Origin of the sequence: Allomesorhizobium aridi (assembly GCF_043769475.1) — a bacterium.
Taxonomy (GTDB): Bacteria; Pseudomonadota; Alphaproteobacteria; order Rhizobiales; family Rhizobiaceae; genus Allomesorhizobium.
This window is the reverse complement of sequence record NZ_CP171729.1, coordinates 978,126-990,618: the sequence shown is the minus strand read 5'-3', so window position 1 is coordinate 990,618 and position 12,493 is coordinate 978,126. Positions and strand designations below refer to the sequence as shown.

The window sequence follows — 12,493 nt, the reverse complement described above, 5'->3', positions numbered from 1 at the left end:
ATGAGGAGCGTCCCATGCCCTATGTCGATGGTTTTCTGCTTGCCGTGCCGGCTGACAAGCTCGATGAATACAAGAAGATGGCGCAGAAGGCCGGCGAGGTGTGGATGGAGCACGGCGCGCTGTCTTTTGTCGAATGCGTCGCCGACGACGTGCCTTACGGTGAACTCACTTCATTTCCGCGCGCGGTGCAGCAGAAGGACGGCGAGACGGTCATATTCTCCTGGATCACCTATGAATCGCGCGAGAAGCGCGATGCCATAAACGAGAAGGTGATGGCCGACCCGCGGCTGAAGATGGACATGGAGGATTCACCGTTCGACGGTAAGCGCATGATCTATGGCGGCTTCCGGTCGATTGTCGAATTCTAGGAATCGCTCTTAGCCCGCCCGGGGAAGAACATCGACCAGGAATAGAGCGCGAGGGCAGCCCAGATCATCGCGAACGCGATCGCGCGGTTGCTGCTGAACGGTTCATGGAAGATGAAGATCGCGATCACGAAAATCATCGTCGGCGCGATGTACTGCATGATCCCGATGGTCGACAGCCGAAGCAGCTTCGCGCCGTTTGCATAAAGAATGAGCGGCACCGCGGTAGTCAGGCCGCAGCCAAGAAGAAGCCAGATATCGACAGCTCCGGTTCGTCCGAAATGGCCGGCGCCCGAAGCTCCCAGCCAGCCTATATAGCAGATCGCCGGTATGCTCAGGACCAGTATCTCGAGGAAGAAGCCTTGCGCAGGCCCGATCGGCAGGGTCTTCTTGAAGAACGCGTAAAATCCCCAGCTGAGCGCCAGCGCTATTGAGACCCAGGGCAGGCCGCCGGCCTCCCATGTCAGCAGAGCTACCGCCGCCACCGCGAGCGCGATCGCCGCGGTCTGCGCGCGGCTAAGCTTTTCGCCGAGAAGCACGGCGCCGAGAAAGACGCTGAACAGCGGATTGATGTAATAGCCGAGTGCGGTTTCCAGCGCCCGGTCGGCGGCGATGGCCCAGACATAGACGCCCCAGTTCACCGTGATCAGCGCAGCGGTGAGGCCGCCCATGGCTAGCGTCCGCGGCGAACGCAGCGCCGTCTTGATGTCGGCGGTACGGCCCAGCCAGATCAACAGCGCCCCGGCGATCGGCACCGACCAGATTATGCGGTGGGCCACCACTTCGGCCGCCGGAATATGCGCCACGGCCTTCATGTAAAAGGGCAGGAAGCCCCAAAGAAGATACGCCGACAGTGCGAACAAGAATCCGCGCGTCGCGCTGTCTCTGGCGGTCAGGGTCTCTGTCGTCATCGGGCTCATATGGGCCGCAACGTGCCGGAGCACTATTTCAATTTTCTGATGCGCCGTGGTGTTGCGCTTATAGGTCGGGTCGCGCTTATTCCGCCGCCACCAGCCCCGCCATCTCGCGGTTCTTCATCAGCTTGAAGACGATCGAATCCATCAATGCCTGGAAAGACGCGTCGATGATGTTGTCCGACACCCCGACCGTCCACCAGCGCGCGCCGGTAGCGTCGCGCGATTCTATCAGCACGCGGGTTATCGCCTCGGTGCCTCCGTTCAGGATCCTGACCTTGTAGTCGACCAGCTCGAGGTCGCCGATCTCGTGCTGGAACTTGCCGAGATCCTTACGCAGCGCCAGATCGAGCGCATTGACCGGCCCGTGGCCCTCGGCGACTGACATCTTCTCCTCGCCGTCGACCAGCACCTTCACGATCGCCTCCGACACGGTCTTCAGCTGGCCTATGGCGTCGAACCGCCGCTCGACCATGCAGCGGAACGAGGTGACGCGGAAGAATTCCGGCACCGTGTGCAGCATTTTGCGCGCCAGAAGCTCGAAGCTGGCATCCGCGCCCTCATAGGCGTAGCCCTCCGCCTCGCGCGCCTTCACAACGCTGATCAGCGCGTCGAGCCGGTCACCTCCCTGCGGCACCTCGATGCCGCGCCTTTTCAGCTCGGCGACGAAATTGGCCTTTCCGCCCTGGTCGGAGACCATGACCTTGCGCCGATTGCCGACCGCCTCAGGCGGCACGTGTTCGTAGGTGGCGGGGTCCTTGGCCAGCGCGGATGCGTGGATGCCCGCCTTGGTGGCGAAGGCCGACATGCCGACATAAGGCGCCTGCGCTTCGGGGGCGCGGTTCAGCAATTCGTCGAACGCGCGCGACAAGCGCGATATGCCCGCGAGCGCTTCCGTCGAGATGCCGGTCTCGAACCGTTCGGAAAAAGCCGGCTTCAGGGCCAGCGTCGGGATGATGGAAATCAGATTTGCATTGCCGCAGCGCTCCCCGATGCCGTTCAGCGTGCCTTGGATCTGGCGCACGCCGGCCTCGACCGCGGCCAGCGAATTTGCGACCGCCTGACCGGTGTCGTCATGCGCGTGGATGCCGAGGTTTTCGCCCGGAACTCCCGCCGCGATCACTTTCGCTACGATGTCGCGCACTTCCAACGGCTGCGTACCGCCATTGGTGTCGCAGAGCACCACCCAGCGCGCGCCGGCCTCGAACGCCGTCCTGGCGCACGCCAGCGCGTAATCCGGATTGGCCTTGAACCCGTCGAAGAAATGCTCGCAATCGACCAGCGTCTCCTTGCCTGCCGCGATGGCCGCTTCGACTGACGCCTTGATGGAATCCAGGTTCTCCTCGTTGGTGCAGCCGAGCGCGACGCGCACATGGTAGTCCCAGCTCTTGGCTACGAAGCAGATGACGTCGGATTTCGACTGGACCAGTGCGGCGAGACCGGGATCGTTGGAGGCCGACACCCCTGCCCGCTTGGTCATGCCGAACGCGACGAATTTCGCCGATTGCGTCCGCTTCTCGGCAAAGAACGCCGTGTCCGTCGGGTTGGCGCCTGGATAGCCGCCCTCGACATAGTCCATTCCGAATTCGTCGAGCAGTTTCGCGATGGCGATCTTGTCCTCGACGGAAAAGTCGATGCCCGGCGTCTGCTGGCCGTCGCGCAGCGTCGTGTCGAAGAGGTGGATCCGTTCGCGGGTCATGATTTCCCTGCGAACCTATCGGTCGCCCGGATCAGCTGGTCGAGAATGCCCGGCTCGGTAAACGCGTGTCCGGCGCCCTCGATCAGGTGAAACTCGGCTTCCGGCCAGGCTTTGTGCAAGGCCCAAGCATATTTCGCGGGGCACGGCATGTCGTAACGGCCATGCACGATAACGCCCGGAATGTCCCTGAGCTTTCCGGCGTCGCGGAGCAGCTGCCCGTCCTCTAGCCAGCCACCATTGACGAAATAGTGGTTCTCGATGCGGGCGAAGGCGACGGCGAAATCGTCCTCGCCGAACTTGCCGCTGGTCTCCGGCTCCGGCAGCAAGGTGATCACCTCGCCCTCGAAAATGCTCCAGGCGCGCGCCGCCTCGACCTGGGCCTGCCTATCGTTACCCACCAGCCGCTTGCGGTAGGCCGCCATCATGTCGCCGCGCTCGGCCTCGGGAATAGGCGCAACGAAACGCTCCCATTTGTCCGGGAACATTTCCGAGACGCCAAACTGATAGAACCATTCGAGCTCGGGGCGAGTGACCATATAGATGCCGCGCACCACCAGTTCCGAAACCCGCTCCGGATGTGTCTCGGAGTAAGCCAATGCCAACGTCGAGCCCCACGAGCCGCCGAACACCAGCCATTTGTCGAAGCCGGCCATCTCCCGCAGGCGCTCGATGTCGGCGACCAGATGCCAGGTCGTGTTGGCCTCCAGCCCGGCGTGAGGCGTCGATTTTCCGCAGCCGCGCTGGTCGAACAGGATCACGTCGTAGAGTTTCGGATCGAAAACCCGCCGCTGCTTGGGCGAAGAGCCGCCACCAGGCCCGCCATGCAGGAATACCGCCGGCTTCGCGCCGCCCGTCCCAACGCGCTCCCAATAGATCGTGTGGCCGTCGCCGACGTCGAGCATGCCGGTCTCGAAGGGCTCGATCTCGGGGTAGAATGTGCGCAGTTCAGTGCTCATAATTTCAAACCTTGGGCCGGCCAGACCGGCGTTTCGCGATCGGGATGCTGGAAAGAGATGATTGCTTCTTGCCGGGCATAATGATCGGGATCGTCAAGAACCGGCTGGTCGAAAATGGTTTCCACCCACGGCAGACGCGCGTCGTAGTTTATCTGTATCTTCGGCGCGAGATCGGAACGATCGTCAAACGTGCCGATCGCGATGTCCAGCCCGCCGGGATAGCGATAGGTCAGCGGCGTTCCGCATCTCGGGCAAAAGCCCCGGTCGATGTTGACGGAAGATTGGAAATAGCTGGGCTCTTCGCGGACCCATTCGACCCCGTCCTTGGGAACGGTCACAAGTGCGGAGAAAAACGAGCCGAACTGCTTTTGGCACATGCGGCAATGGCAGATGGAGGCGCGTCCAAGCGCGCCGCGGATGCGGAAACGCACCGCTCCGCATTGGCATCCCCCGGTTCTAACGGTCTCGGTCATGATCTATCCTCCGGCGGCCAAGTTTCGGTGTCGTGGTCTGGATGCTGATAGGAGACGAGGTGGGCCAGGTAGGAGTTTGTCTCTTCATCGGTGATGGTCTCCGCGCCGGGTAGCGCGGGAATGCCGTCGGCGTAGGGCAGCTTCGCCTCGATCCCCCACTGGATACGCGGAGCAATCTCGGCCGGTTCGTCGAACGCGCCGATGGCCAGCGCCATGCCCTCCGGCGCCTCAAAGGTTAGCGGGGTGCCGCAATCGGGACAGAAGCCGCGAAACGCATAATTCGACGATTGGAAGCGCTTCGGCTCGCCGCGCGTCCATTCAAGCTTCGCGTCGCGCACGGAAACCAGCGCGGCGTAGAAATTGCCGGACGCCTTCTGGCACATGCGGCAATGGCAGACCGAGGCGTCGCCGAGCGCGCCCTCGACGCGAAAGCGCACCGCGCCGCACTGGCAGCCGCCGGTATAGAGCGGCTTGTTGTCAAGGCTCAGCATGGCGACGCTCCCTCTCTCGTCCGGCTGCGAAACGGATTCCGCCGCCGCACGCATCCGCCTGAAATCGCCTTGTTTTCCGCCACCGTCGGCCTATTCGGGCGCATGGCAGACCGCCTCGATATTGTTGCCGTCCGGATCGAATACGAAGGCACCGTAATAGTTCGCATGATAGTGCGGGCGGGGACCTGGCGCGCCATTGTCCCTGCCGCCGGCGGCGAGCGCCGCCGCGTGAAAGGCGTCGACCTCGGCCCTTGAGCGCGCCGTGAACGCATAATGCCGGCCAGGCCCGGTATTTGCGTTCTCATGCAGCCAGAATGTCGGCCGGTCGCGGCCGTAGCCGCCGACCTTGGCGCCGCCGGTGAATTCGGCCGGCACCATATAAAGCAGCGACGCGCCGAGCGGCGCCATCGCTCGGTCGTAGAACGCCTTCGAGGCGTCGAAATTTGCGACGGATATTCCGGTATGATCGATCACCGCTTCACCTCCCAAGTGGTCACGCGCTCGCCAGTGACGGGGTCCTTACCGTCCTTCAACTGGATGCCCTGCGCCAGAAGCTCGTCGCGGATGCGGTCCGCCTCGGCCCAGTTTTTTTCGCGGATGTAAGAGAGGCGTTCATCGATAGCTGCATTGATTACTTTTGCACTTGCATCTGTAATAGTCGCGTTCATTTGATGTTGGAGCCAAGAGCGGTCAAACGTTTTCAAGCCAATGCCGAGCCAACGCAATCCGGCGTAAAGTTGCCGGTCGGGAGAAAAATCCTCATCACTGAGCATCGCGTCGGGGATCGTCATTCTTTCCGCTAGCGAATTCACTCCTGATCTTGCGGCACGTGCTAGCCGATGCAGTTCAGCAATTGCGCGAGGAGTGTTGAGATCATCCAGCAAGGCGGCGATAAATTCTTCTGACGGTTCAGCATCGTCATCGATGTATGCCCAAGTTGAAAATTCCGACAACGCGATCGAAGCCTGCTCCAACCCCACTTGGGTAAAATCTAGCGGCTGCGTATAGTGGGTTGCTAGCATGGCAAAGCGGACTACCTGACCTGGCCAAGCATAACCGTTCCAGCCGCTCAGCAACTCGTTGATCGTGACGAAATTCCCCTCGCTCTTGGACATCTTGCGGCCCTCGACCTGGAGGAAGCCGTTGTGCATCCAGTATTTCGCCATCACGTCGGTGCCGTGGGCGCAGCGCGATTGCGCGATCTCGTTCTCGTGGTGCGGAAAGATCAGGTCGAGGCCGCCGCCATGGATGTCGAAGACCTCGCCGAGATATGCCTCCGCCATGGCCGAGCATTCGATGTGCCAGCCCGGCCGGCCGCGGATCGTGACGGCCCTGCCGCCTGGCAGCGTGAAGTACGCATCCCAGCCCGGCTCCTCGGCGGATGATTCCTTCCAGAGCACAAAATCCTGCGGGTTCTTCTTGCGCGCCTCGACCGCGACGCGCGCGCCAGCCTGCTGCTCGTCGAGATTGCGCTTCGAAAGCTGCCCGTAGTCGGCCATGGACGCCGTATCGAACAGGATTTCGCCTTTGGCTTCATAGGCATGGCCGCGTTCGATCAGACGCTGAATCAACGTCGCCATGTCGGCCTTGCCGTCCGGCCTGGGCAGCACGAAATCGGTGGCGCGCGGCTGGAAGGTTGGGTCTAGGCAGCCGAGCGCCGCGACATCTTTCTGGTACTGCGCGTTTGTGGTCTCGGTGACCCTGCAAATCGCCTCGTTGAGAGGCAGGTCGGGAAAATCGCGCGCGGCGCGCGCGTTGATCTTGTCGTCCACGTCGGTGATGTTGCGCACATAGGTGACGTGGTCCGGCCCGTAGAGATGGCGAAGCAGCCTGAAAAGCACGTCGAAGACGATGGCCGGCCGTGCGTTGCCGATATGGGCGAAGTCATAGACTGTCGGGCCGCAGACATACATGCGGACATTCTCCGCATCGATCGGAACAAAGTCCTCCTTCGCGCGGCTCAGCGTGTTGTAGAGTTTCAGGCCCTTTTGTCCGTCCGCCATTCGAAATCCAGTCCGGTTTCACGAAGCCCGATCGCAGTGCAGGCGCGATCGTGCTCCAGCCTGCTGGCCGGGGCGTTTGTCCTGTCTGTCGAGAGAAAAGGCGAAAACGTCCGGACCAGCGCGAGCGCTAGCCAATAATGCAAATGCCACAAATGGCGCGATACGTTTTCATGGGCAGCTTTATCGCGCCTGGCGGGTGTTGCCGTCAAGTCGCAACTTCGCAGGAAACTGGTCGCCTTTCCTATGTCGGAACGAAAACCCAAAGGTTTTATTAAACATGTCTAAACATGAATCGGGAAGCCGGCGCGGAACGCAGTCCGACGTCACGATTTGGACCAAATCGGCCATCATCTGGACGGCCAAATACAGAATTGACCTTAGGGAAGAGAACCATGTCAGCCTTCAAGAGCGATCAGGAACGCGCTCGCGCCCAGTACGCCATGCTGACGCGCCACTATCGCGCGATCGGACCCGCGGCCATCGTCGCCGCCCTTCTGGCGGCCAAGAAGCGCAAGCCCGCTCCGCCCACACCCAGCAAGGCAGCCTAAAAAAGCGTCAGTTGATCGGCCGCCGGCGCTTTCTTCGCTGGCTCCCGTGGGGCGGTTGCTGTCGGCTCCACCCTGCGCTGAAGGTCGGGCCCCGTGTTGGCGACCTTGTTGACCAGATCCGAAACCGGAATTGTTTCGAAGAAATCTGGCTGCTCCGGACGCATCAGATCAACGACATCGCGCGGCTCCTGCGTACGGCAGTCGAGCCAGCGCGAAAAATCCTCCGGCTGAATAACCACCGGCATGCGGTCGTGAATATGGGCGATATCCCCGTTGGCGGCCGTGGTCAGGATTGCGCCAGTGTCGATCTCCGATCCGCCCGGCTCGGCATACATCTCCATCAGCGCCGCAAATGCGACAACGCCGCCATGCTTCGGGCGCACCCAGTAAGGTTGCGACCTGCTGCTGCCGTCCCGCTTCCACTCGTAAAACCCGGAGGCCGGAATGAGCGCCCGGCGATGGCGCATCGCGTTACGGAACGCGGCTTTCTCAATCGCGGTTTCGGAGCGGGCATTGAGCAGCAGCGGAAATGTCTTGGTGTCCTTGGCCCATGCCGGAATGAACCCCCAGCGCACCAGAAGCGAGCGCCGGTCGGGCCGGTTCGCGCCCGGCTCCTGCCTTTCGCCGGCCAGCACCATCAGGATCGGTTGCGTCGCTGCTATGTTGTAGCGGGGCGGAAACGCGACGACGTCGAGGAGCGCGAACATCGCCTCGATCTCCTCCGGCGTCGCGGTCAGCGCAAAGCGTCCGCACATTGTCATCGATCCCTTTGACAGCAGCCGGCAATGTGGCCATGGAAAAGCCTCGCCGCAACCGCTATCCAAAGGTCGCCCCAAGCTATCCTCAACAATCAGCGGAGCCGGCGGATATGACGAAGAGGCGGACGATCGCAGCAGTATCGGTAGCCCTGCTGCGTGGGGAAACTGTGCTGCTGGTCAAGCGCGCGCTGGAGCCGTCGCGCGGGCTCTATGCCTTTCCGGGCGGGCGGGTCGAGCCCGGCGAAACCAGCGAAGACGCAGCGCGGCGCGAACTTTTGGAGGAAACCGGTATGATCGCAGCCGTTCTGTCACCGTTGCGCGAATATCTGATCGACACACAGGTCGACGGCGAGGAGATCACCTACCGGCTTGAGGTGTTTACCGGAGAAGCGGCAAGTGGCGAACCGGCCTGCGCCAGCGATGCCGAAGAGGCCTGCTTCTACACATTGGCGGAGATGGAGAATCTCCCGCTCACAGATTCCATTCTGGACGTCTCCCGCGAACTCATCGGTTGGACGGCAATTCGCGGGGATTAGCTATCCTCCCCGGCTTGCGGCAGACAATTTGTTTCGCCACAAAGGCTTATGGGCCGAGCCTCATTGTTCTTCGTCGCATTTGTCGCCTTCAGCACGACGGCTTTTCCGCCGCCGGCGCGTGCGGCGGAAGCCCCGTTCGAGCCCAGCTTGGTGCGGCTTGCCGAAATTCTCGGCTCCCTGCATTTCCTGCGCAACCTTTGCGGCGAACCGGGCGAGCAATGGCGCGGCGAAATGGAGAAGCTGCTGCTAGCGGAAAACCCCGATCCGGCGCGGCGCGCCAAATTCATCGCCAGCTTCAATCGCGGCTATCGCGCTTACGCCGGCACCTACACAAGCTGCACGGCCTCCGCCACCGAGGCGATCCGCCGCTATATGAAGGAGGGCGAGGAGCTGACGCGCGAGGTCGCCGGCCGCTACGGAAATTAAGCCGGGGTTAACTTTTCCGGCAATGGCAGGCGTACAGGCGCGAATTCGTGTGCTAGGACTCTTAACGGGACATTACAACAATTGCCACTTAACTCGTTGTTTTCATGCGCATTTTGTTTTACAAACTCTTGCTAAATGGCGCTTGATTTCATTGAGGAATATCAGCCGTTTGTAAAACCTTTTTGACCCCGGCCTCCTTCATTTTCTCCATTCCAGCACGCGCCTGCACCCGCTGGTCAGCGCCTTTAGAATAGTAATCGACCATCTTCGGCGAGCGGCCGGTAATCGCTTGGATTTGCTCGGTGCTAAGCCCTGCCTCGCGCAAACGGCTGTGTGCGTTCTTACACAAGCCATGCGGTACAAGCCCGGCGGCCTTGATGGGCGCTAGGGTGTCCCCGCTGAGTTCCGTATCCCAAACGTCGCGAAACGTTCCGCTGGAAAAAACCTTGCTCTTACCATTGGCCAGCAGCGGCCCGGAAATTCCGTCTAATTCCGCCTGCAAGTCGGGAGACAAAGGAATCCAGAGTTCCTTGCCGGTCTTCTTTTGCTTCACGCGGATTTCGCAGTCCACAACATCATCGGTCGTCATGCGGCATACATCGCTGATGCGCTGGCCCGTGTGCAGTGTAATGAGCGCGAACCGGCGAATAAGCGGACTTCCCTCAGCCAACAGCAAATCAACCATCGGCTCTGCCCATTGCTCGTGTTCGCCAAGCGTGAAAGTAGGCACGCCCTTGGCAGGGTTGTTTGTCGCGAAGTCGCGAAGTCGGCCCCATTCGTAACAGGCGGACAATGCGCGAATTATCATGTTCGCCGAGCCGGGCTGGTCAGCGTACTCATCGCGCAAGGTAAGCACGGCGGATGGCTTGATCACGTCTGGCGAAAACTTGCCTATAGCGCTTCGCGAATAGCCGAGGTGAAGTTTGTAAGTATAGCGGGTGCTTTCCGACAACACCTTGCGCTTCACTCCGTCATTGGGTGGACTGAATTCAGGTGACGCTATGTAGGCATCGATCATCGCCGCAAGCGTCCCGCTGTATCCCGGCACTGTCCCGGCAAGCCGCCTAACCGCGTCCCAAAACTCCACCGATTGCGCATCTCGTGGCAGAGCCACGCGTGCGCCCTGCCTCACGGTCCCGCGGAACGGCTGGTAAAAATAGTACGGTTTACCTTTGGCCATCACGCGATGGACGTGCGGCGGTAGCTCAGCCCCGTGCTTTCTTGGTCGCGCCATGGCGTTTGATGCTCGCTACAATCTGTTGCTGCACATTATCTTCGGAATTGTCGTTGACCGCTCTCGACACTGGCTTGGAAGTCGTGCCGTCCCATGCATCCAAGGTGGCCTGTCGGCGCCACCGAACGGATCCACCGCGTCGCACGCCTGGCGGCAACAAGCCGCCAGCGGTGTAGGCCCGGAAGGTGCTCACGCCGACGTCGAGTAGATACGCCATCGTCTCCGCCGAGCACCATTCTGGTGGATAGTGGCGGACATTGTCATTGGCGGCTATCATCACGCTTCCCCCCAAACCTCGGCTGTACCCATTCGGCCCACCTCTTATGCGGGATGAATTCGACCCCGTGCTCCTCCAGCACAGTGCGAATCTTGTGGAGCGTCGCCGGCTTCAAGTCCTTGCCGTTTTCAAGCTTGGTGATGGTTGCCGTCGACACGTCTGCCTCGGCCGCGAGTTCGCGAACTGTCAGGCGCGCGAGGGTGCGCGCAGTGCGGTAGAGCATCATACGTTCAGAATCCCGGCATTGGAGGAAGTTTAGCCATTATTGATACAATGTAGTTGTTTTCGCCTCGACAGTCAATGCTACATTGTGCTGCTTTTTTGGCGACACGATTTTCCGCGACACGAAAAGCCAGCCGCAGCGGGCCTTTCCTGCAAGCACATGGTCGGTGAGACTTGTCGGAACACTAGTGGGCCGATCGGCATGCAGCACAATTGCCCTCCCCTGCATTCGCGGCTAAACAAAGCGCGCGAATTTGAGGGAGAATTTCAATGACCGAGAAAAGCGAATTGCACATCGAACTCACGGCCGACGTTGTGGCCGCTTATGTGAGCAACAACCCCGTCCCGGCCAGCGAACTGCCAAAGCTAATTGCTGACATCTACACAGCGCTTGGCCAGGTCAATGGCGCCGCAATTCTTGCCGAGGCTGAACCGCAAAAGCCGGCAGTGCCGATCAAGAAATCGGTAACGCAGGACTACATTATCTCGCTCGAGGACGGCAGGAAGTTCAAATCGCTGAAGCGACATCTCAGCGCGCACTACGGCATGACGCCGGACGAATACCGCGCGAAATGGAAACTGCCGAGCGACTATCCCATGGTCGCGCCGAACTACGCCGCCACCCGCTCGACTTTGGCCAAGAGCATGGGTCTCGGCCGCAAGCCAGGTGAAAAGCTGAAAGGCCGCCGTGGTCGCAAGGCTGCGTAAACCGCGGCGGGCTGCCGTGGGAGCGTCAACTGTTTTCCCGTCCTTGCTGGCGCGACAGGAATCCCAACATATTGTGGATACGAAGACGAAGGTGGGCATATATGGCGCAAGCCGATCGCCCGCATCGGCACCGCAACTCGCCGAACAGCCCGGCCGGCCCCATCCCTATCCCCGCCCAGCCGGTCGGGCTTTTTTCATAGTGTTCCAAAGGGAACAATATTCATCAAAGCTCGTTCTTCGATCTGGTAGGCGCTTTGCATCAAGAGCGCCCCATCGAGCCCGCTGCGCGATCCCCCTCCCGCAGCGGGCTTTTTTTACGGCTGTCTGGCGCCTCTAGCAGGTCCTGGCTGCTATGAAGTCCCGAACAAACTGCTCGGCCGTGGTTGGAAAATAATGAAAGCCCACTTGCTTTAGCTGCTCATGCCATACTTCCGTATCAGGAGCGTCCTCGCTCAACTCCTCGGCCGCGGTGATTACTGACTGAGTGCAATCGGAAGCAGATTTGGCGAGCATCCGTAGATGCTCTGCGGCCGCGCGATTTCGCTCATCATCCGGATATTCTCGTGCCTTCTGATCCCGCCAGTCGGCCTGATCGTTGAAGAACTCTGCAAGCGATTCTTGATCCATGTCTCTCTCCTCATTGCGCGCAAGCGCACGTTGATCGCCGCCGCGGAATTGCGACGGACAAAGCTTTCCGTTCCTGCCAACGGCAGGCATTGATGCGTTGAAGAGTCTCGCTAGGTTGGGGCTGGCCCGAAGGCTGCGAGTGCGAGACATGGCCCGAAGGCGAAGCGTTCCGAAGAACAAGCAAGACATAGTCGTTTTCGCCTCGCTTGTCCAAGAAGCTATTTGACTTCTATGAGAATATTTAGATTGACGCGTA

17 protein-coding genes are annotated in these 12,493 nt (G+C 60.7%); 5 read left to right on the top strand and 12 right to left on the bottom strand.

Features of this window, described 5'->3' with window-relative positions:
- The first annotated feature begins 14 nt into the window (after positions 1–14).
- Complete coding sequence (locus ACG873_RS06765) at positions 15–368, top strand: DUF1428 domain-containing protein (RefSeq protein ID WP_394891028.1); 354 nt, start codon at positions 15–17, stop codon at positions 366–368.
- Here the strand turns inward: ACG873_RS06765 and rarD are convergent.
- The 7 genes from rarD to cysS all read right to left on the bottom strand — a co-directional run bounded on the left by rarD (position 365) and on the right by cysS (position 6,901).
- Entirely contained in the window at positions 365–1,276 is a 912-nt protein-coding gene (gene rarD / locus ACG873_RS06760) for an EamA family transporter RarD (protein ID WP_394891027.1), read from the bottom strand. The two genes, ACG873_RS06765 and rarD, sit on opposite strands and share 4 nt — an antisense overlap.
- An 85-nt stretch (positions 1,277–1,361) precedes the next feature.
- Positions 1,362–2,978 (bottom strand): citramalate synthase, encoded by a 1,617-nt coding sequence (gene cimA, locus ACG873_RS06755; protein WP_394891026.1) that lies wholly within the window; start codon positions 2,976–2,978, stop codon positions 1,362–1,364.
- A complete protein-coding gene (pip, locus tag ACG873_RS06750; protein ID WP_394891025.1) occupies positions 2,975–3,934 on the bottom strand; it encodes a prolyl aminopeptidase in 960 nt (319 codons plus the stop codon). Before pip ends, cimA begins: the two co-directional genes overlap by 4 nt.
- Entirely contained in the window at positions 3,931–4,407 is a 477-nt protein-coding gene (locus tag ACG873_RS06745; RefSeq protein WP_394891024.1) for a GFA family protein, read from the bottom strand. The genes pip and ACG873_RS06745 overlap by 4 nt, the downstream gene beginning before the upstream one ends.
- Positions 4,404–4,895 carry a GFA family protein gene (locus tag ACG873_RS06740; RefSeq protein WP_394893385.1) on the bottom strand — a complete coding sequence of 164 codons (492 nt, stop codon included), beginning with the start codon at positions 4,893–4,895 and terminating at the stop codon, positions 4,404–4,406. Before ACG873_RS06740 ends, ACG873_RS06745 begins: the two co-directional genes overlap by 4 nt.
- A 93-nt stretch (positions 4,896–4,988) precedes the next feature.
- A complete protein-coding gene (locus tag ACG873_RS06735) occupies positions 4,989–5,372 on the bottom strand; it encodes a VOC family protein (protein WP_394891023.1) in 384 nt (127 codons plus the stop codon).
- A complete protein-coding gene (gene cysS, locus ACG873_RS06730) occupies positions 5,369–6,901 on the bottom strand; it encodes a cysteine--tRNA ligase (RefSeq protein WP_394891022.1) in 1,533 nt (510 codons plus the stop codon). Before cysS ends, ACG873_RS06735 begins: the two co-directional genes overlap by 4 nt.
- 392 nt (positions 6,902–7,293) lie before the next feature.
- Between cysS and ACG873_RS06725 the strand changes: the two genes are divergently transcribed.
- Entirely contained in the window at positions 7,294–7,449 is a 156-nt protein-coding gene (locus ACG873_RS06725; RefSeq protein WP_008836087.1) for a hypothetical protein, read from the top strand.
- On the opposite strand, the gene ACG873_RS06720 is transcribed toward ACG873_RS06725, so the two are convergent.
- Positions 7,446–8,204 (bottom strand): SOS response-associated peptidase, encoded by a 759-nt coding sequence (locus ACG873_RS06720; RefSeq protein ID WP_394891021.1) that lies wholly within the window; start codon positions 8,202–8,204, stop codon positions 7,446–7,448. The two genes, ACG873_RS06725 and ACG873_RS06720, sit on opposite strands and share 4 nt — an antisense overlap.
- A 113-nt stretch (positions 8,205–8,317) precedes the next feature.
- Between ACG873_RS06720 and ACG873_RS06715 the strand changes: the two genes are divergently transcribed.
- Both ACG873_RS06715 and ACG873_RS06710 read left to right on the top strand, forming a co-directional pair.
- Positions 8,318–8,743 carry an NUDIX hydrolase gene (locus tag ACG873_RS06715; protein WP_394891020.1) on the top strand — a complete coding sequence of 142 codons (426 nt, stop codon included), beginning with the start codon at positions 8,318–8,320 and terminating at the stop codon, positions 8,741–8,743.
- A 48-nt stretch (positions 8,744–8,791) separates the two neighbouring features.
- A complete protein-coding gene (locus ACG873_RS06710; protein WP_394891019.1) occupies positions 8,792–9,169 on the top strand; it encodes a TIGR02301 family protein in 378 nt (125 codons plus the stop codon).
- Positions 9,170–9,317: 148 nt separating this feature from the next.
- On the opposite strand, the gene ACG873_RS06705 is transcribed toward ACG873_RS06710, so the two are convergent.
- From ACG873_RS06705 to ACG873_RS06695, 3 genes are all read right to left on the bottom strand, one after another.
- On the bottom strand, positions 9,318–10,187 hold the full coding sequence (locus tag ACG873_RS06705) for a tyrosine-type recombinase/integrase (protein WP_394891018.1): 870 nt from the start codon (positions 10,185–10,187) through the stop codon (positions 9,318–9,320).
- Positions 10,188–10,374: 187 nt separating this feature from the next.
- Positions 10,375–10,680: a helix-turn-helix transcriptional regulator gene (locus tag ACG873_RS06700; RefSeq protein ID WP_394891017.1), complete on the bottom strand. Its 306-nt coding sequence runs from the start codon at positions 10,678–10,680 to the stop codon at positions 10,375–10,377.
- Entirely contained in the window at positions 10,664–10,906 is a 243-nt protein-coding gene (locus ACG873_RS06695) for a helix-turn-helix domain-containing protein (RefSeq protein WP_394891016.1), read from the bottom strand. The genes ACG873_RS06700 and ACG873_RS06695 overlap by 17 nt, the downstream gene beginning before the upstream one ends.
- Positions 10,907–11,172: 266 nt before the next feature.
- On the opposite strand from ACG873_RS06695, the gene ACG873_RS06690 reads away from it, so the two are divergent.
- On the top strand, positions 11,173–11,610 hold the full coding sequence (locus ACG873_RS06690) for a MucR family transcriptional regulator (protein WP_394891015.1): 438 nt from the start codon (positions 11,173–11,175) through the stop codon (positions 11,608–11,610).
- A gap of 333 nt (positions 11,611–11,943) precedes the next feature.
- Here the strand turns inward: ACG873_RS06690 and ACG873_RS06685 are convergent, their stop codons facing one another.
- Positions 11,944–12,237 (bottom strand): hypothetical protein, encoded by a 294-nt coding sequence (locus ACG873_RS06685; protein WP_394891014.1) that lies wholly within the window; start codon positions 12,235–12,237, stop codon positions 11,944–11,946.
- Positions 12,238–12,493 lie beyond the last annotated feature (256 nt).

What these genes read in the sequence shown, in the direction of transcription:
- ACG873_RS06715 (WP_394891020.1), top strand. Translation starts at nt 8,318, where the DNA reads ATGACGAAGAGGCGGACGATCGCAGCAGTATCGGTAGCCCTGCTGCGT.
- ACG873_RS06725 (WP_008836087.1), top strand. Translation starts at nt 7,294, where the DNA reads ATGTCAGCCTTCAAGAGCGATCAGGAACGCGCTCGCGCCCAGTACGCC.
- ACG873_RS06705 (WP_394891018.1), bottom strand. Translation starts at nt 10,187, where the DNA reads ATGATCGATGCCTACATAGCGTCACCTGAATTCAGTCCACCCAATGAC.
- ACG873_RS06690 (WP_394891015.1), top strand. Translation starts at nt 11,173, where the DNA reads ATGACCGAGAAAAGCGAATTGCACATCGAACTCACGGCCGACGTTGTG.
- cimA (WP_394891026.1), bottom strand. Translation starts at nt 2,978, where the DNA reads ATGACCCGCGAACGGATCCACCTCTTCGACACGACGCTGCGCGACGGC.
- ACG873_RS06685 (WP_394891014.1), bottom strand. Translation starts at nt 12,237, where the DNA reads ATGGATCAAGAATCGCTTGCAGAGTTCTTCAACGATCAGGCCGACTGG.
- ACG873_RS06745 (WP_394891024.1), bottom strand. Translation starts at nt 4,407, where the DNA reads ATGACCGAGACCGTTAGAACCGGGGGATGCCAATGCGGAGCGGTGCGT.
- ACG873_RS06765 (WP_394891028.1), top strand. Translation starts at nt 15, where the DNA reads ATGCCCTATGTCGATGGTTTTCTGCTTGCCGTGCCGGCTGACAAGCTC.
- rarD (WP_394891027.1), bottom strand. Translation starts at nt 1,276, where the DNA reads ATGACGACAGAGACCCTGACCGCCAGAGACAGCGCGACGCGCGGATTC.
- ACG873_RS06695 (WP_394891016.1), bottom strand. Translation starts at nt 10,906, where the DNA reads ATGATGCTCTACCGCACTGCGCGCACCCTCGCGCGCCTGACAGTTCGC.
- ACG873_RS06700 (WP_394891017.1), bottom strand. Translation starts at nt 10,680, where the DNA reads ATGATAGCCGCCAATGACAATGTCCGCCACTATCCACCAGAATGGTGC.
- ACG873_RS06710 (WP_394891019.1), top strand. Translation starts at nt 8,792, where the DNA reads ATGGGCCGAGCCTCATTGTTCTTCGTCGCATTTGTCGCCTTCAGCACG.
- ACG873_RS06720 (WP_394891021.1), bottom strand. Translation starts at nt 8,204, where the DNA reads ATGTGCGGACGCTTTGCGCTGACCGCGACGCCGGAGGAGATCGAGGCG.
- cysS (WP_394891022.1), bottom strand. Translation starts at nt 6,901, where the DNA reads ATGGCGGACGGACAAAAGGGCCTGAAACTCTACAACACGCTGAGCCGC.
- pip (WP_394891025.1), bottom strand. Translation starts at nt 3,934, where the DNA reads ATGAGCACTGAACTGCGCACATTCTACCCCGAGATCGAGCCCTTCGAG.